Consider the following 16,242-nt stretch of genomic DNA (forward strand, 5'->3'; position numbering starts at 1 on the left):
TGAGCCCTAGACCTCCTCGAATCGAGCGCCCGTGATCTTCGCGGCCCCGAGGGCCGCCTTGATGTCCTCGGAGACGATGAGCGCGACCGACCATCCCCAGGTCCGGAACACCTTGGCGTTGCCCACCTGCGCGCGGTCGATCCTCAGGTCGATGACGCCCCTGTAGTGACCGATCTTCTCGGGTCGCTCATCTTCCGGCATCCAGTACTGGACCTCTTTGGATGCCTTGTCGTCGATGCAGCGAACGAACCTTGTGGCCAGCCACCGTCCGCATCCGGGATTGCGTGTACCGGAGGCGGGAATCGCCCAAGTCGCGTGGGCCACGGGATTACGCTCAAGCGCGAGGGTCGTCATCCGTGCCCGAGGAGTGCCCGATGTCCCATCACCGCTTCAGCCGAAGTGAGTTCCTCGCGTTGACCCGCTTGCTCGCGGGGAGCGCGCTGCTCGCCCCCGTCGTCTCACACGCCGCTGCCCCCGCGAAACCCCAGCCCTCGAAGCCCCCGCCCTCCCCACCGTCCCGTGCCGAGGTCGACGCCATCCGCCGCGCCTGTCGCGGCTCCGTCACCGGCACCCTCAACCGCGACCCCGCCGCGGAGCTCATCGCCACCGGCGAATGGATGCGCAAACAGGGCGCCGGCAGCGACTTCTACGGACAGGGCGAGCTGGTCGAGTCCTTCGAGAAGAAGCTCGCGACACTGCTCGGGTTCCCAGCCGGCTGTTACATGCCCACCGGCACCATGGCCCAGCTCATCGCGCTCCGCATCTACGCGGATGCGCGCGGCAACCGGAACGTCGGCCTCCACCCGACCTCGCACCACGTGCTCCACGAGGACAGCAGCCACGTCGTCCTCCACCACCTGCGCGACGTCATCCTCTCTCCCTGGACGCGTCCGCTCCTCGCCCGCGACATCCAGCGCTCACCGGACACCCTCGGGACCGTCAGCGTCGAGCTCCCCGTGCGCTGGCTGGGGGGCCAGCTCCAGACCTGGGAACAACTCGAGGAGCTCAAGAGCACCTGTCGCGAGAAGAACGTGAAGCTGCACATGGACGGCGCCCGCCTGTGGGAGTGCCAGCCCTTCTACGACCGCCCCCTCGCCGACATCTGCCGAGGCTTCGACTCCGTCTACGTCTCGCTCTACAAGCGCCTCGGCGCGCTGGGCGGAGCCATGCTCGTGGGCGGCGAGGACTTCATCCGCGAAGCCCGCGTGTGGCGGCACCGACACGGCGGCAACCTCTACCACCACTACCCCTACGTCGCCTCGGCGGCCATGCGCCTCGATGACGCCATCAAGGGCCTGCCCGCGCTGTTCCGCCGCACGAAGACCTTGAGCGAAGCCCTGGCCGCGGACCCTCGGCTCACCGTCCAGCCCCGTCCCATCCAGACGAACATGTTCCGCGTCTACGTCCGAGGCGACTCCCAGGCCCTCTCACTCCGCGCCCTCGCCCTCGCGAAGGAGTCGCGCATCTGGATGGGAGGCTTCGCCCCCACGCGAGTGCCCGGCATCGCCGAAACCGACTTCGAGGTCACCGAGGGACTCAACGACCTCACCGACGCGGAGATCGTCCACGTCTATCGCCGTCTCCTCGACGAGGCCTCGTGAAGCGGCACGGCACACGGCCCCTCGTGCGCCCGCCTGCTCCCGACACGAGCCGCGCGCTTGCGGAGGTCGACGACTGCGTTACCTCAAATGCATGACCGAAGCACACCCCGCACCGCGCGACTTCAAGATTCCCGAGGGTTGCCCTGTCTGTGCGTCGGACCTGCCCGTGCGTGTCACGGCGTCAGGCCCGAGCGGCGTCTGCAAGCACTGCGGATGGATGGGCCGCCCCGTCATCACCGTGACCCACCGTGGCCTGCGCGTCAGCTACGAGGGCGCCGCCGCCTGACGTCACCCCGCCTGTGAGGCAGGCGCCTCGGCTTCCCGAGGCTCGGGCTGCGCACCCCGCGCCGCAGTCTCCAGGCGGTCCACGCGCCGCAGCTCGGGGAAGCCCCAGGCCCAGAGCACCACGATGGCCAGCGTCCCCACCGCGCCCGTCACCACGGCGGGCACCGCGCCCACGTGCTCCGCGAGCCACCCCGCGCGGAACTCACCCAGCTCGTTCGAGGCGCCGATGCACATCATGTTCACCGCGCCCACCCGACCGCGCATCTCATCCGGCGTGGCCATCAACTCCAGCGTGTGACGCACCACCACGCTCACCATGTCCGCCGCGCCGGCCACCGCCAGCGCGAGCAGCGACAACGGCAGCGAGCGGCTCATCCCGAACACCAGCGTCGCCCCGCCGAAGATGGCCACCGCCACGAACATCTTCACGCCCGCCCGGCCTCCCAGCGGACGCATCGCCAGCACCACCGCCACCAACGCCGCGCCCGCCGCCGGAGCACACCGCAAGAGCCCCAGCCCCCACGGGCCCGTGTGGAGCACGTCTCGCGCATAGATGGGCAACAGCGCCACCGCGCCGCCCAGCAGCACCGCGAACAGGTCCAGCGTGATGCTCCCCAGCAACATCCGCTGCCGACGCACGAACCCCAGCCCCGCCACCAGCGTGGAGAAAGACAGGGGCGCCGACGAGGCCCGCCCCGTCCGCACCTTCAACGAGAGGATCCACACCACCGTCAGCGCGCACAGCGTGGCCGAGCCCAGATAAGCGCCCGTCGGTCCCGCCCACCCATAGAGCACACCGCCGACGGCCGGGCCCGCGATGGTGGCCACCTGCCACGTGGTGGAGTTCACCGCCACCGCGCGCGTCAGCTCCTCCTTCGGAACCAGGTGCGGCGTCAGCGCCGAGCCCGCCGGCGCATAGAACGCGCGCGCCGTGCCGAACAGCACCAGCACGCCGTACACGAAGCGGACATCCCGGATGTGCCCCAGCGAGAACGACAGCAGCGCCAGGCTGCACAGCAGCATCACGCCCTGACAGATGGCCAGGATCTTCCGTCGGTCGAACCGGTCCGCGACCTGTCCACCAATCAGGCAGAAGCACAGGAAGGGCACGAACTGGGAGAGCCCCGTGTACCCGAGCGCCAGCGCGCTCCCCGTCACCTCGTACACCTGCCAGCCGATGGCCACCGACTCGACCTGCATGGCGAGCACCGCGCAGAGCCGGGCGATCTGGTAGAGGCGGAAATCCCGATGACGGAAGACGGAGAGGGCAGGGGCGGCGGTTTCGGACATGCTGGTGCCCGCCTGTAACGCACGCCCCGCGCGCTTTCCAGTCACAGTGCGAGCGCACGGGAGCGGGCCTCCGAAGCGCTCGCTCCCCTGACGACTCCTCCCCACACCCGCTCAGGCGGACGTCTTGCGGAACCGCCGCGCCGCCACGGCCATCATCACGACGCCGAAGACGGCGAGCAGGACCAACTGCAGCCACAAGTCCGTCAGCCTCGCCTCCCGCAGCAGCACACCACGCAGCACCTCCACGTAGTAGCGCACCGGGTTCAGGTACGTCACCCACGCGAGCCAGTCCGGCATCGCCCGGATGGGGCTCATCACCCCCGACAGGAGCACCGCCGGCAGCACGAAGAGGAAGCCTCCGACGAACGCCTGCTGCTGCGTGCGACTCACCGTCGCGATGAGCAACCCCACGCCCAGCGTGGACAGCAGGTAGAAGAGGGTGGCCACCGCGACGAGCGTCAAGCTGCCACGCAGTGGCACCCCGAAGACCCACACGCCCACGCACAGCGCGAGCCCCACATCCACCAGGCCGATGAGCAGGAACGGCGTCACCTTGCCGGCCATCAGGATGCCAGGCCGCAGCGGCGTCACCTGCAACTGCTCCAGCGTCCCCGTCTCGCGCTCGCGCGACAGCCCCATGGCCATGATGACGGTGGTGACGATGAGCAGCAGCATCGCCGCGATGCCCGGCACCACGTACACGGACGTGGTCAGCTCCGGGTTGTAGAGCACGCGCGGCACCAGCTCCACGGGAGCCAGGGGAAGGACTCCGCCCTGTCGCCGGGCCTGCGCCGAGGCGAGCTGGGTCGCGCGCAGCACCGCGAACTGCGCCACGGCGTTCCCCGCGACGGACGAGCGCGTCGGGTCCGAGCCATCCACCAGCGCCTGCACCCGCGCGTCCTGGCCCTTCAACACATCCTTCTGGAAGTCGCGGGGGATGATGAGCGCGACCGAGGCCTCGCCTCGCTCCAGCGCCTCCTCGGCGGCGTGCTCGTCGGAGAGCTCCGCCTTCAGGTCCAGCGTGTCCCCGGCGAGCAGCGAGCGCGTGTAGTCGCGGCTCTCCGCCGTCCTGTCCCGGTCCACCACCACCGTGGGGACATGGCGCACGTCGAAGTTCACCGCGAAGCCCAGCAGGAACAACTGCATCAGGGGCGCCAGCGTCAGCAGGGCCATGACGCGCTTGTCCCGCGCCGTCTGGCGCACCTCCTTCACCACCACGGCGCGGTACTGCACCATCAGCGGATGCATGTCCGTGTCCCTCCGTTCAATCCAGGCGCCGCTGGAAGCGGCGGGTCGCCAGCACCAGCATGAAGAGCGCGAACAGGGCCAGGGCCACCAGCTGGGGCCACAGCACATTCATTCCATTGCCGCGCAGGAGCACCCCGCGCAGCGTCGCCACGAAGTACCGCGCCGGAATCAACGTGCTGATGAGCTTCAGCGGCGTCGGCAGGTTCTCGATGGGGAAGATGAACCCCGACAGCAGCATCGACGGCAGCACCGACGTCATCGTCGCCACCTGCGTCGCCACCACCTGGTTGCGCGTCACCACGGAGATGAGCAGCCCCTGGCCCAGCATCCCCACCAGGAACAGGACCGAGCCCAACCCCAGGACCACGAGGCTCCCGCGCACCGGCACGTCGAACACCCAGGCCCCCACCGTCAGCACCAGCAACACCTGGAGCAGGCCGATGCCCAGGTAGGGCAACAGCTTGCCGACGATGATCTCCAGCCGTCCCACCGGCGTGGCGAAGAGCTGCTCCATGGAGCCTCGCTCCCACTCGCGAGCCACCGTCAGCGCGGTGATGAGCACCGCGACGATGGCCAGCAGGTACGCGGCAAGCCCCGGCACCAGGAACATCGCCGAGCGCGCATCCGGGTTGAACAGCGTCCGCACCCGCGCCTCCAGCGGCGGCGCCGTGAGCAGCACCGTGCCCCCCATCGATTGTCCCGCCATCTGCACCAGCGCCTGCGCCTTCGCGAGCGCCTGGGTCGCCGTGTTGCCGTCCGAGCCATCCATCAACCACTGCACCTGCGCGCCGCCGCGCTTCACGTCCTCCGCGAACCCCTTGTTCAAGAGGAGCACGCCTGTCACGGCGCCACGGCGCAGCTCGCTCAGGGCCTCCTCGGGGGAGGTGCCTTCATGCGAGACGACGAACTCGTTCGAGGCGGTGACGTGGCGCACCAGCTCGCGCGACAGGTCCGTGCGGTCCTGGTCCACCACCGCCAGCTCCAGGTGGTCCACGTCGAAGCTGATGCCGAAGCCGAACAGCACCAACATCAGCACCGGCATCGCCAGGGCCAGGTACAGGGTGCGGAGGTCCCTCCGGATGTGCAGCACCTCCTTCTCCGCCATCGCGAGGATGCGTCCCACCCGATGATTCGCGCGTGTCGAGGCCATGGCGTTCAGTCATCCCCTCGCTGCGCGCGGGCCGTGAGCGCCAGGAACACGTCATCCAGCGTCGGCGCCGAGTCCTCGAGCTCCAACGGGTCCACGCCCCGCGCCCGCAGCCACCCGGCCAGCGTCTCCGGCGGAAGCCGCGCCGGGTCCACCCGCACCGTGGCCCCCGAGCCGAAGCGGCTCACATCCAGCACCCCGTCCATGCCGCGCAGCGAATCGAGCGCCGAGGACAGGTTCGGACCGCGCACCTCCAGCACCCGCCCCGGCGCGTGCGTCGCCTTCAACCCAGAAGGCGTGTCGAGCGCCACCAGCTTCCCGTCCACCATGATGCCGATGCGGGCGCAGTTCTCCGCCTCGTCCATGTAGTGCGTGGTGACGAAGACGGTGGTGCCTCGGGACGCGAGGTCGCGAATCAGCTCCCAGAAGGAGCGGCGCTGCACCGGGTCCACGCCCGCGGTGGGCTCGTCGAGGAAGACGATGCGCGGCTTGTGCAACACCGCGCTCGCCAGCGCCACGCGCTGCTGCATGCCGCCGGGCAGGGCGCCCGTCACCTCGTCCTGGACGGCGTCCAACTGCATCCGCTCCACCATCTCCCCGATGCGCGCGCGCAGCTGCTTCCCATGCGCGCCATACGCGGACGCGAAGAACTCCAGGTTCGCGCGCACGCTCAGGTCCAGGTAGAGGGAGAACCTCTGGGACATGTAGCCGATGCCGGCCTTCACGCGCTCGGGCTCGCGCTCCACGTCGAAGCCCGCGACCCGCGCGTCTCCCGCCGTGGGCTTCAGCAGTCCACACAGCATGCGGATGGTGGTGGACTTGCCCGCGCCGTTCGCGCCCAGGTAGCCGAAGATCTCGCCGGTCCCCACGTCGAAGCTCACGTCATCCACGGCGGTGAAGGCACCGAACCTGCGCGTCAGGTGACGCACCTCGATGGCCGGAGTCATGCGGCCCTCCCGCCCGGGTGCTTCTCGACCAGGGCCAGGAACACGGCCTCGAAGTTGGACGCCGCGGCGCCATGCTCACGCGCCAGCGCCCGGGGATCTCCCTCGGCGATGAGCGTGCCCGAATAGAGCAGCCCCACCCGATGGCAGCGGGCCGCCTCGTCCATGTACGGCGTGGACACCAGCAGCGTCATGCCCTCATGGACCAGCGAGTAGAGCAACTCCCACAGCTCGCGGCGGCTCACCGGGTCCACGCCATTGGTGGGCTCGTCCAGCAGCAGCACGCGGGGGCGGTGGAGCAGGGCGCACGCCAGCGCCAGCTTCTTGTACATGCCTCCGGACAGCGCATCCGCGCGCCGCTCCGTGAACCGGCGCAGGCGGGTGATGTCCAGCAGTCGCTCGCGCCGCTCGGCGAAGTCCTCGCGCGACAGACCGAACAGCCGCGCGAAGAAGCGCAGGTTCTCGTCGACGCTCAGGTCGCCGTAAAGGGTGTTGCGCTGGGGCACCAGGCCCAGGGACTCGCGCACCGACGAGCGGGTGTTCGCCGGGTCCTCGCCGAGCATCCTCACGCGCCCCGCGTCCGGCAGCAGCAGCCCCGCCATCAATCGGATGGCCGTCGTCTTCCCCGCGCCATCCGGGCCCACCAGTCCGTAGACCTCGCCGGGATGCACGGCCAGCGACACGCCCCGCAACGCGGGGGTCTTCCCGAAGCTCCGGCGGACCTCCTCCAGGGACACGTCGACGTCGGGGCACGTGCTCATGGCCGCTGCTCCGCCACCGCCGCGTCGTTCACCGGCCCCAGGGTGATCTCCACCGGCATGCCCGGCAGCAGCACGTCCGCGGGCGCCTCGATGTGCACCTCGATGGGATAGACCAGCCGGTCCCTGTCGCCGCGCGTCTGCACGTTGCGGGGCGTGAAGGCGGCCTCGCGCGCCACCGTCACCACGCGGGCGTTGAAGGTGCGGTCCGGATACGCGTCCGCGCGCACCGTCGCGGACTGGCCCGGACGCGCCGCCGCGAGCTCCGCGTTCGGCAGATAGAAGGTCGCCTTGGGACGGTGCGTGTCGACCAGCCGCGCGACCACCGCGCCGGGCAGGGCGAGCTCACCCACCTCCAGCGCCAGCGTCTCCACCGTCCCGCTCAACGGCGCGCGCAGCTCGCACTCCGACACGGAGACCTGGGCCCGTCGCACCGTGGCCTCCGCGGCCTGGATGGCGCGCAGCGCGGACTCCGCCTGCTGCACGCTCGCGCGCTCCTGCTCGGTGGCCGCGCGCGCCTGACGGGACGCGGCCGTGCTCGCGTGGCGCGCCGCCGCGAGCTGCTGCTCCAACGACTGCGCCTGCGCGCGGGCCTGGTCCAGCGCGGCCTCCGTGGTCGCGTCGCCCATCTTCTGGAGCCGCTCCGCCTGACGCTGGGCCAGCCCCTGCTGGTCCGCCAGCGAGGCGATCTGCGCCTGGCTCCCCTCGGCCTGCGCCGCCACCGCCTCGCTGCTGCGACCCGCGGCCACCGCCGCCGCTCGCGCCCCGTCCGCCTGCGCCTGGGCCATGGACAACCTCGCGCGGGCCTCCTCCAGTCCGGCCTCGGGCTCGGTGCAGTCGAGCGTGACGAGCACCGCGCCTTTCTCCACGCGGGCGCCTTCCTCCACCTGCCGCGACAACACGCGGGCATTGATGCGGGCGCGGATGTCCACCGCGGTGCCCTCCACCACGCCCGAGCCTCCCGCGGGTCCCTCCGCCGCCCGTCGGTCCTTCAGGATGCGCACGCCCAGGAGCGTGGCGAGCGCCACCACCAGGACCACGAACAACACGACGGCACGTCGCATGGAGTCTCCCCTCGATGCCGCGGCCTCTCGCCGCGTGACGACCGCCCTCGATGGCAAACCGCATGCCAGGGTTTCCGTCCCACGGCCGCCCGCCAGGTGTCGGAAGCCCGCGCGGCCACCCCGCCGGATATCCGGCACCCCCGCCGGAAGCCCGACACCCCATGACAGTCCCACATGCCTTCTTCATGCTTCTTCACGTCCGTGGACGCACCGGCGTGGCACCTTGCGCTCGCCGTGGCACCGCCATTGCTCTACGGCCGCGCGCCACGCTCCACGCGCAAGTCCCGAAGGCGAAGAGGCCCCATGCTGCTCGACATGTACCTGTTCTTCAGCCTGCCGCTCCCGCATCCACGCAAGCGCCCGCCGGCCCAGCAACCCAAGGCCCCCGCGCCCTCCAGGAAGAAGGCGGCCAGCAAGCCCAAGGCCTCGGCCCGTCGCCCCTCCAAGGCCGCGCTGCGCGTCATCGACGGTGGCCGCCCCAGCGTCCGCTGAGCACCCCACGGGCCCGGTGGGTTGAGTTGACAATCTGGGTCCATCTTGTCAATTCTGACAAGAATGGGCACGGACACGAAGACTCCCGCCAGGCCCCCGGCGGAGGACGCACGGAGGCACCGCTTGCTGGACGCGGCGCTCGGCGTCTTCCTGCGCTACGGCTTTCGCAAGACGTCCATGGACGAGGTGGCCCGGGCCGCCGACATCTCGCGCCAGGGGCTGTACCTCCACTTCGCGACGAAGGAGGAGCTGTTCCAGGCCACCTTGTGGCACGCGATGGAGAGTTCACTCCAGCGGGCCCGGGAGGGCCTCACGGATGAGTCCCTCTCGTTCGAGGCCCGCCTGGTGCGCGGGTTCGACGCCTGGATGGGACACTTCGTGGGCAGCGTGGGCGCGGGGGCGTCGGACCTGAGCGAGGTGGTGAACGGCACCGCCGCGAAGGAGGTCATCGTCCAGCACGAGGCCCTGTTCGTGGAGGCGGTGACGAAGGCGGTGCGGGCCTCGGGGCTCGTGGCCGCCTACAAGCCGGCGGGACTGTCCGCCCGGCAGCTCGTGGACACGCTGAACGCCACGGCACGAGGACTCAAACACAGCGGCGACACACGCGAGGCCTTCGTCGATGGGTTGACCATCGCGGTGCGCGCGCTGTGCATGCCCTTGGGAGCAGCGCGATGAAGACACGAGGAACGGCTCGACGCGTGCTGCGTCGAGGGGCGATGGGACTGGGCGCGGCGCTGGTGCTGGGCACGCTCTTCCTGGTCGTGGATGGCTACACGGCCTTCGGCAAGCGGGCGACGGGGGAGCGCAGGGCGCGCATGGAGCGCTCGCCCCAGTGGAAGGACGGGCGCTTCGTGAACCCACAGCCCCTGGTGAACCACTATGGGGAGATGTTCGGAGGGCTGCTCGACGCCAGCCCCCACACGAACCCCGAGGGCCCGCTCGCCGTGGAGCCCATCGACCCGAAGCGCTTCCAGACGCCGCCCGCGTCGGGGCTGCGGGTGACGTGGATGGGGCACTCGTCGCAGCTGGTGGAGCTCGACGGCCTGCGCATCCTGACGGACCCGGTGTGGAGCGAGCGCGTGTCGCCCTTCACCTGGGCGGGTCCGAAGCGCTGGTTCCAGCCGCCCATCGCGATGAAGGACCTGCCGCCCATCGACGCCATCGTCGTCTCCCACGACCACTATGACCACCTGGACCAGCCGACGATGGTGGCGCTGAAGGAGCAGACGAAGGCGGTCTTCATCGTCCCGCTCGGCGTGGGTGCGCACCTGGAGTACTGGGGCGTGCCGGTGGACCGCATCGTGGAGCTCGACTGGTGGGAGCGCACGAAGGTGGGGGAGGTGGAGATCGTCGCCACGCCCGCGCGGCATGCGTCCGGCCGGTACCTGTTCGACAACGACGCCAAGCTCTGGGCCAGCTACGCCTTCCTGGGGCCCACGCGCCGCGCCTGGTTCTCCGGCGACACGGGCCTGTTCCCGGCGATGAAGGACATCGGCGAGAAGCTGGGGCCCTTCGACGTGACGATGATTGAGACGGGGCAGTACCACCGGGCGTGGCCGGACTGGCACATCGGTCCGGAGCAGGCGGTGCTGGCACACCAGATGCTACGGGGGCAGGTGATGCTGCCCATCCACTGGGCCCTCTTCGGGCTCGCCTACCACGGTTGGACGGAGCCCGCCGAGCGGGTGCGCGCGGCGGCCACCAGCGCCTCCGTGACGTTGCTGCTGCCCAAGCCCGGGCAGAGCGTGGAGCCGAGCGCGGAGCCCGTCCGCGAGCAGTGGTGGCCCACGCTGACGTGGGAGACGGCGGCGCAGCACCCCGTGCTGTCGACGGGCATGGACGGGCCCGTCACCGTGTCGTCGCCGGGAGGCAAGCCGTGAAGGTGGTGCTCTTCGGCGCGACGGGCATGGTGGGGCAGGGCATCCTGCGGGAGTGCCTGCTCGCGCCGGACGTGGAGCAGGTGCTCGCCGTGGTGCGCTCCCCGACGGGCCAGCGACACGAGAAGCTCCGCGAGGTCCTCCACCAGGACTTCTTGGACTACGGCGCCATCGAGGCCTCGCTCCAGGGCTACGACACCTGCTTCTTCTGTCTGGGGGTGTCCTCCGCGGGGATGGATGAGCAGGCCTATTCGAAGGTGACCTATGACGTGACGCTGGCGGCGGCGGGCGTGCTCTTGCGCCTGAACCCGACGATGACGTTCATCTTCGTCTCCGGAGCGGGCACGGACGGTACGGAGAAGGGCCGCGTCATGTGGGCCCGCGTGAAGGGCCGCGCCGAGAACGCCCTCCTGCGCATGCCGTTCCGCGCGGCCTACATGTTCCGCCCCGCCTTCATCCAGCCCCTGCACGGCATCGTGTCGAGGACGCGGCTCTATCGCGCGCTCTACGCGGTGCTCGGCCCGCTCTATCCGGTGCTCAAGCGACTCGCGCCCCGGTTCGTGACGACCACCGAGGCGGTGGGACTCGCCATGCTGGAGGCGGCGCGGTCCGGCGCGCCCAAGCAGGTGTTGGAGAACGACGACATCAACGCGCTCGCGGCCCGCGTCGCGCGCTGAGGAGCCCGAGAGTCCGTCCGGGATGAAGGCGAACATGGAACCGCGAAGTCGACGCAGCTTCCAGGCCATCCAGCTCAAGCACATCGCCCACATCTTCGGGCGCATGGTGCGCCTGAGGGCCTACGGCGGCGCGGTGCTGATGCTCGCCGTGTCCACCGCGGCGCTCGTGGATGGCGCGCCCTGGCGACGCTCCTGGTTGGTGGGGCAGGTGGTGGTGGCGCTGTCGTTCTTCTTCTACGAGCTGCGCCGCTACGAGCGCGAGGGGCTCACCACCCGGAGCATCTCCGGCAACCTCGCGGTGGGCATCTTCCTGGAGCAGAGCCTGACCTGGGGAACCGGAGGACTGGCCAGTCCGCTGTTGCCCCTGGTGCTGCCGCTCGCCTTCGTGGGCGCCGCCGTGCTGCCCCAGCGCCAGCGGTGGGCCTTGATGGCGGTGGAGCTGGTCCTGGTGTCGCTCTTGTCGGCGGCCCACCTGCTGGAGTGGACACCGCCGCTGCACCTGTCCTTCCTGGGCGAGCCTCCCAAGGCGATGTTGATCGCCATCTCCGGGGGGATGCTGTTCCTGGTCGTCGCGGCCAACATCGTGGGCGCCGCCATCCGTGGCACCTTCGAGGACATGCTCACCGAGTCCTTCCTCCAGCGCGATGAGCTCTTCACGACGCACCGCACCCACGCTCGGACGCTGGAGGCGCTGTCGGGAGAGATTGCCCACGAGCTGAAGAACCCCCTGGCCACGGTGAAGGGACTGACGCAGCTCATGCTCCGCGAGGACGGACGCGCGCAGCCTCGCGAGCGACTGGAGGTGCTCGCGGGCGAGGTGACGCGGATGCAGGGCATCCTGGAGGAGTTCCTCAACTTCTCACGCCCGCTCGTCCCGCTCTCGGTCAACGAGGTGGACCTGGCGTCGCTGTGCGACGAGGCGCTCGTCCTCCACGAGGGGCTGGCCACCGAACATCAGGTTCGACTGTCGCGCGGTGGGGAGGGGCCGGTGCTCGCGGTGTGTGACGCGCGCAAGGTGAAGCAAGTGGTGATGAACCTGCTCCACAACGCCATCGAGGCCAGCCCTCCGGGAGGCCACGTGTCCATGGATGTCGAATCCGGGAGCGCGGGCGACGTGCGCGTCATCGTCCGCGACTCGGGGACGGGGCTGTCGCCCGAGATCATCGACCGCGTCTTCGATGCGGGTGTCACCACGAAGGCCAGGGGCTCGGGGCTGGGGTTGACGGTGGCGCGCGCGCTGGCGAGGCAACACGGGGGCGACGTGACCCTGCGCAACGAGGGGGGCTGCGTCGCGGAGCTTCTGTTGCCGCGCGAGCTGCCCGCGGGCACGCTCGACGGCGTGCGTGAGCGGGAGGTGGCCCGTGCGGGCTGAGACGAACGCGATGACCCGCGTGCTCGTGGTCGATGACGACGCGGGCGTGCGCTTCACCCTCAAGGAGATGCTGCGCAGCCTGCGGGGCGTGGAGGTGGAGCAGGCCGAGGACGGCGCGGCCGCGCTGGAGAAGCTCGCGGCGCGGCCCTTCGAGCTGGTCATCACGGACCTGCGGATGCCCCGGATGGACGGCCTGGAGCTGGTGCGCCGCGTGAGCGCGACGCCGAGGGCTCCTCGCATCATCGTCATCACCGCGCATGGCTCCGAGCGCTTCGCGGTGGAGGCCGTGAAGGCCGGCGCCTACGACTACTTCCGCAAGCCCTTCGACGTGGAGGAGCTGCTCGCCGTCGTCACGCGCGCGCTCGAGTCCGTGCGGCTCCGGGACGAGAACGAGCGACTGACGGGAGAGCTCAACCTGTCGCGCTCGCTGGTCTTCACCTCGGAGTCCATGGGTCGACTGGCGCAGCTGGTCCAGCGCGCGGGCTCGCGAGACGTGACGGTGCTCATCACGGGAGAGAGCGGCACGGGCAAGGAGCGGGTGGCGGAGGCGCTGGTGCGTGCCTCGCCGCGAGCGAACCGCCCCTATCTGCGCTTCAACTGCGCGGCGCTCACCGAGGAGCTCGCGGAGGCGGAGCTGTTCGGCCACTCGAAGGGCGCCTTCACCGGGGCCGTCAAGTCACGCCAGGGTTTGTTCCGCGAGGCCGATGGCGGCACGCTGCTCCTGGACGAGGTCGGCGAGCTGGCCCCTCCGCTCCAGGCCAAGCTGCTGCGGGTGCTCCAGGAGGGCGAGGTCCGCCCGGTGGGTGAGGACCGGCCCGTGAAGGTGGACGTGCGAATCCTGGCCGCGACGCACCGCGACCTCCGCAAGCGCGCGGCGGAGGGACAGTTCCGCGAGGACCTCTACTACCGCCTCAACGTGGTGCAGCTGCGCGTGCCGCCCCTGCGCGAACGCCCCGAGGACATCCCCGTCCTGTCGCGCATGTTCCTGGACCGCTTCAGTGGCCGGTTCCACACCGGACACCTGGACCTCCCGGACGGGTTCTTCGAGAAGCTCTCGGCGCTGCCGTGGCCTGGCAACGTGCGCGAGCTGGAGAACACGCTGGAGAGCCTGGTCGCGCTGTCCAGTGATGGCGAGCTGGACCTGTCCCTCCTGCCGACCCCCGTCGCCGGCGGTGCGCCCGCGACGACGGCCCTGGCAGAGGCGCCGTCCCGGGGCGAAGAGGTCGAGTCCGGCCTGGGGCTCAAGGAGCGGGTGGAGGCCTACGAGCGGGGACTCATCCTGGACGCGCTGCGCATCGAGGGGGGCAATCGCAGTGGCGCGGCGCGGCGCCTGGGCATCGGCCGGGCCACGCTCCACGACAAGCTGCGCAAATACGGACTGGACAGCGCCCCCGAGGAAGGCGGAGAGGGGAAGGGCTGAACCCGGGCTGCTCGGGAACAAACATCGTTCCGGGGAGTTCGGGGCCCGCTTGAGTCCCCCACGATGTCGCGTCTCTTCCAGGAGCGTGCATGTCCCCCGTGTCGTCCCGTCGCCTCGTGGCAGTGTTGCTGTGTGTCCTCGCCAGTCCCGCGGTGGCCCAGCGGGCCGCGCCCGCCTCGAAACCTCCCGAGGGCCCACCCGCGGAGCGCACCGAGCGCATCCGCAAGGGCTACACCAAGTTCGAGTACCGCATCCCCATGCGGGACGGCGTGAAGCTCTTCACGTCCGTCTACGCGCCGGTGGATGCGTCGCCGGCGAAGAAGTACCCCATCCTGTTGATTCGCACGCCCTACAGCGTCGCGCCCTACGGGTTGGACCGGTACCGCCCCGTGCTCGGGCCGAGTGAGGAGTTCGAGAAGGACGGCTACATCTTCGTCTTCCAGGACGTGCGCGGGCGGAACATGTCGGAGGGCGAGTTCGTCAACGTGCGGCCGCACAATCCAAACAAGCGCGGGCCCAAGGACATCGACGAGAGCACGGACACGTACGACTCCATCGACTGGATGGTGAAGCGCCTGCCGAACAACAACGGCAAGGTGGGGCAGTGGGGCATCTCGTATCCGGGCTTCTACACGTCGGCGGGCGCCATCGACTCGCACCCGGCGCTCAAGGCCGTGTCGCCGCAGGCGCCCATCGCGGACTGGTTCTGGGACGACATGCATCGGCATGGCGCCTTCAACCTGACGCTGGCGTTCAACTTCTTCTCCACCTTCGGCAAGCCGAGGCCCGCGCCGACGGACTCCGAGGACTGGAACCGCTTCCCGTTCGGCACGCCGGACGGGTACCAGTTCTTCCTGGACCTGGGGCCGCTGAGCAACGCGGACACGAAGCACATGAAGGGCGACGTCGCGTTCTGGAAGGACGTCGTCGCGCACCCCAACTACGACGCCTTCTGGCAGGCGCGGAACCTCCTGCCGCACCTGAAGAACATCAAGGCGGCGGTGCTGACGGTGGGCGGGTGGTACGACACGGAGGACCTGTACGGACCGCTGCGCACGTACGCGGCCATCGAGAAGCAGAACCCGGGCATCTCCAACTCGCTGCTCATCGGGCCGTGGCCGCACGGCGGCTGGGCGCGGGGGGAGATCGACAAGCTGGCGGACACGGAGTTCGGCTTCAACACGGCGGAGGCGTTCCAGACGCTGGCGCAGGGGTTCTTCAAGTACCACCTCAAGGGCGGCGCGAAGCCCGAGGTGCCGGAGGCGATGGTGTTCGAGACGGGCGCCAACCGCTGGCGTCAGTTCGACGCGTGGCCGCCGAAGGGGCTGCGTGAGACGCGGCTGTTCTTCCAGCCCAAGGGAGGGCTCTCGATGAAGGCGCCCGCGGGGACGAACACGGCGGAGTCCTTCGCCGAGTACATCAGCGACCCGGCGAAGCCCGTGCCGTACACGCAGGAGATCCTGACGCGGTGGAGCAGCAGCTTCATGGCGGAGGACCAGCGCTTCGCGTCGACGCGGCCGGACGTGCTGGTGTTCCAGACGGAGCCGCTGGAGCAGGACCTCACGGTGGCGGGGCCGCTGGAGGCGGAGCTGTGGGTGTCCACCACGGGCTCGGACGCGGACTGGGTGGTGAAGCTGGTGGATGTGAACCCGGGCACGATGCGCGGGTGGACGCGCGCCGACGCGGAGAAGGGCCTGGAGAACCGGGGTGCGCAGCAGACGCTGATTCGCGGCGAGCCGTTCCGCGGCCGCTTCCGCGACAGCTACAGCGAGCCCAAGCCCTTCAAGCCGAACGAGGTGACGAAGGTGCGCTTCACCATGAACGACGTGTTCCACACGTTCCAGCGCGGGCACCGGGTGATGATCCAGGTCCAGTCGAGCTGGTTCCCGTTCATCGACCGGAACCCGCAGACGTTCGTGCCCAACATCTTCGAGGCGAAGGAGTCGGACTTCACGCGCGCCTTCCATCGCGTGTACCACTCCGCCACGCACCCGAGCTCGCTCAAGGTGGGCGTGCTGCCGTCGCTGGACGCACAGGGCGGGTGAGGCGCGGGATGGCCGCCCGCTC

The 16,242-nt window shown here is 70.1% G+C and carries 16 protein-coding genes; 9 read left to right on the top strand and 7 right to left on the bottom strand.

Going from position 1 to position 16,242, the window contains the following annotated elements:
• Positions 1–6: 6 nt before the first annotated feature.
• On the bottom strand, positions 7–354 hold the full coding sequence (locus LXT21_RS22960) for an imm11 family protein (RefSeq protein ID WP_407667015.1): 348 nt from the start codon (positions 352–354) through the stop codon (positions 7–9).
• Positions 355–374: 20 nt separating this feature from the next.
• Here LXT21_RS22960 and LXT21_RS22965 point away from each other — a divergent pair, with 20 nt between their 5' ends.
• A complete protein-coding gene (locus tag LXT21_RS22965; protein ID WP_254040316.1) occupies positions 375–1,601 on the top strand; it encodes a threonine aldolase family protein in 1,227 nt (408 codons plus the stop codon).
• A 91-nt stretch (positions 1,602–1,692) separates the two neighbouring features.
• On the top strand, positions 1,693–1,887 hold the full coding sequence (locus LXT21_RS22970; protein WP_254040317.1) for a hypothetical protein: 195 nt from the start codon (positions 1,693–1,695) through the stop codon (positions 1,885–1,887).
• Positions 1,888–1,889: 2 nt separating this feature from the next.
• Here LXT21_RS22970 and LXT21_RS22975 read toward each other — a convergent pair whose 3' ends face one another.
• The 6 genes from LXT21_RS22975 to LXT21_RS23000 all read right to left on the bottom strand — a co-directional run bounded on the left by LXT21_RS22975 (position 1,890) and on the right by LXT21_RS23000 (position 8,337).
• Positions 1,890–3,176, bottom strand: coding sequence for an MFS transporter (locus LXT21_RS22975; protein WP_254040318.1), 1,287 nt, complete (start codon positions 3,174–3,176; stop codon positions 1,890–1,892).
• Between the two features lie 111 nt (positions 3,177–3,287).
• Complete coding sequence (locus LXT21_RS22980; protein ID WP_254040319.1) at positions 3,288–4,424, bottom strand: ABC transporter permease; 1,137 nt, start codon at positions 4,422–4,424, stop codon at positions 3,288–3,290.
• A gap of 16 nt (positions 4,425–4,440) precedes the next feature.
• A complete protein-coding gene (locus tag LXT21_RS22985) occupies positions 4,441–5,574 on the bottom strand; it encodes an ABC transporter permease (RefSeq protein ID WP_254040320.1) in 1,134 nt (377 codons plus the stop codon).
• A 5-nt stretch (positions 5,575–5,579) separates the two neighbouring features.
• Positions 5,580–6,518, bottom strand: coding sequence for an ABC transporter ATP-binding protein (locus LXT21_RS22990; RefSeq protein ID WP_254040321.1), 939 nt, complete (start codon positions 6,516–6,518; stop codon positions 5,580–5,582).
• Positions 6,515–7,276: an ABC transporter ATP-binding protein gene (locus tag LXT21_RS22995; RefSeq protein ID WP_254040322.1), complete on the bottom strand. Its 762-nt coding sequence runs from the start codon at positions 7,274–7,276 to the stop codon at positions 6,515–6,517. Before LXT21_RS22995 ends, LXT21_RS22990 begins: the two co-directional genes overlap by 4 nt.
• Entirely contained in the window at positions 7,273–8,337 is a 1,065-nt protein-coding gene (locus LXT21_RS23000) for an HlyD family secretion protein (RefSeq protein ID WP_254040323.1), read from the bottom strand. Before LXT21_RS23000 ends, LXT21_RS22995 begins: the two co-directional genes overlap by 4 nt.
• Before the next feature lie 303 nt (positions 8,338–8,640).
• On the opposite strand from LXT21_RS23000, the gene LXT21_RS23005 reads away from it, so the two are divergent.
• The 7 genes from LXT21_RS23005 (at position 8,641) to LXT21_RS23035 (ending at position 16,220) form a co-directional block, all read left to right on the top strand.
• Positions 8,641–8,829 carry a hypothetical protein gene (locus tag LXT21_RS23005; protein WP_254040502.1) on the top strand — a complete coding sequence of 63 codons (189 nt, stop codon included), beginning with the start codon at positions 8,641–8,643 and terminating at the stop codon, positions 8,827–8,829.
• A 123-nt stretch (positions 8,830–8,952) separates the two neighbouring features.
• Positions 8,953–9,504 (top strand): TetR/AcrR family transcriptional regulator, encoded by a 552-nt coding sequence (locus LXT21_RS23010; RefSeq protein WP_254040324.1) that lies wholly within the window; start codon positions 8,953–8,955, stop codon positions 9,502–9,504.
• Positions 9,501–10,709, top strand: coding sequence for an MBL fold metallo-hydrolase (locus LXT21_RS23015; RefSeq protein ID WP_254040325.1), 1,209 nt, complete (start codon positions 9,501–9,503; stop codon positions 10,707–10,709). The genes LXT21_RS23010 and LXT21_RS23015 overlap by 4 nt, the downstream gene beginning before the upstream one ends.
• Positions 10,706–11,383: an NAD(P)H-binding protein gene (locus LXT21_RS23020; protein WP_254040326.1), complete on the top strand. Its 678-nt coding sequence runs from the start codon at positions 10,706–10,708 to the stop codon at positions 11,381–11,383. Before LXT21_RS23015 ends, LXT21_RS23020 begins: the two co-directional genes overlap by 4 nt.
• 34 nt (positions 11,384–11,417) lie before the next feature.
• The gene (locus LXT21_RS23025) at positions 11,418–12,755 is read left to right on the top strand and encodes a sensor histidine kinase (RefSeq protein WP_254040327.1); all 1,338 of its coding nucleotides are present in this window, start codon (positions 11,418–11,420) and stop codon (positions 12,753–12,755) included.
• Positions 12,756–12,765: 10 nt separating this feature from the next.
• Positions 12,766–14,175, top strand: coding sequence for a sigma-54-dependent transcriptional regulator (locus LXT21_RS23030; protein ID WP_254040490.1), 1,410 nt, complete (start codon positions 12,766–12,768; stop codon positions 14,173–14,175).
• 89 nt (positions 14,176–14,264) lie between these two features.
• A complete protein-coding gene (locus LXT21_RS23035) occupies positions 14,265–16,220 on the top strand; it encodes a CocE/NonD family hydrolase (protein ID WP_254040328.1) in 1,956 nt (651 codons plus the stop codon).
• The last annotated feature ends 22 nt before the right edge of the window (positions 16,221–16,242 follow it).

This window comes from Myxococcus guangdongensis (genome assembly GCF_024198255.1).
GTDB lineage: Bacteria > Myxococcota > Myxococcia > Myxococcales > Myxococcaceae > Myxococcus > Myxococcus guangdongensis.

Excerpts from the sequence above, each read along its gene's own strand:
- LXT21_RS22985 (WP_254040320.1), bottom strand. The coding sequence starts at position 5,574 with ATGGCCTCGACACGCGCGAATCATCGGGTGGGACGCATCCTCGCGATG.
- LXT21_RS23025 (WP_254040327.1), top strand. The coding sequence starts at position 11,418 with ATGGAACCGCGAAGTCGACGCAGCTTCCAGGCCATCCAGCTCAAGCAC.
- LXT21_RS22965 (WP_254040316.1), top strand. The coding sequence starts at position 375 with ATGTCCCATCACCGCTTCAGCCGAAGTGAGTTCCTCGCGTTGACCCGC.
- LXT21_RS22970 (WP_254040317.1), top strand. The coding sequence starts at position 1,693 with ATGACCGAAGCACACCCCGCACCGCGCGACTTCAAGATTCCCGAGGGT.
- LXT21_RS22990 (WP_254040321.1), bottom strand. The coding sequence starts at position 6,518 with ATGACTCCGGCCATCGAGGTGCGTCACCTGACGCGCAGGTTCGGTGCC.
- LXT21_RS22995 (WP_254040322.1), bottom strand. The coding sequence starts at position 7,276 with ATGAGCACGTGCCCCGACGTCGACGTGTCCCTGGAGGAGGTCCGCCGG.
- LXT21_RS23000 (WP_254040323.1), bottom strand. The coding sequence starts at position 8,337 with ATGCGACGTGCCGTCGTGTTGTTCGTGGTCCTGGTGGTGGCGCTCGCC.
- LXT21_RS23030 (WP_254040490.1), top strand. The coding sequence starts at position 12,766 with ATGACCCGCGTGCTCGTGGTCGATGACGACGCGGGCGTGCGCTTCACC.
- LXT21_RS22980 (WP_254040319.1), bottom strand. The coding sequence starts at position 4,424 with ATGCATCCGCTGATGGTGCAGTACCGCGCCGTGGTGGTGAAGGAGGTG.
- LXT21_RS22960 (WP_407667015.1), bottom strand. The coding sequence starts at position 354 with ATGACGACCCTCGCGCTTGAGCGTAATCCCGTGGCCCACGCGACTTGG.
- LXT21_RS23035 (WP_254040328.1), top strand. The coding sequence starts at position 14,265 with ATGTCCCCCGTGTCGTCCCGTCGCCTCGTGGCAGTGTTGCTGTGTGTC.
- LXT21_RS23005 (WP_254040502.1), top strand. The coding sequence starts at position 8,641 with ATGCTGCTCGACATGTACCTGTTCTTCAGCCTGCCGCTCCCGCATCCA.
- LXT21_RS23015 (WP_254040325.1), top strand. The coding sequence starts at position 9,501 with ATGAAGACACGAGGAACGGCTCGACGCGTGCTGCGTCGAGGGGCGATG.
- LXT21_RS22975 (WP_254040318.1), bottom strand. The coding sequence starts at position 3,176 with ATGTCCGAAACCGCCGCCCCTGCCCTCTCCGTCTTCCGTCATCGGGAT.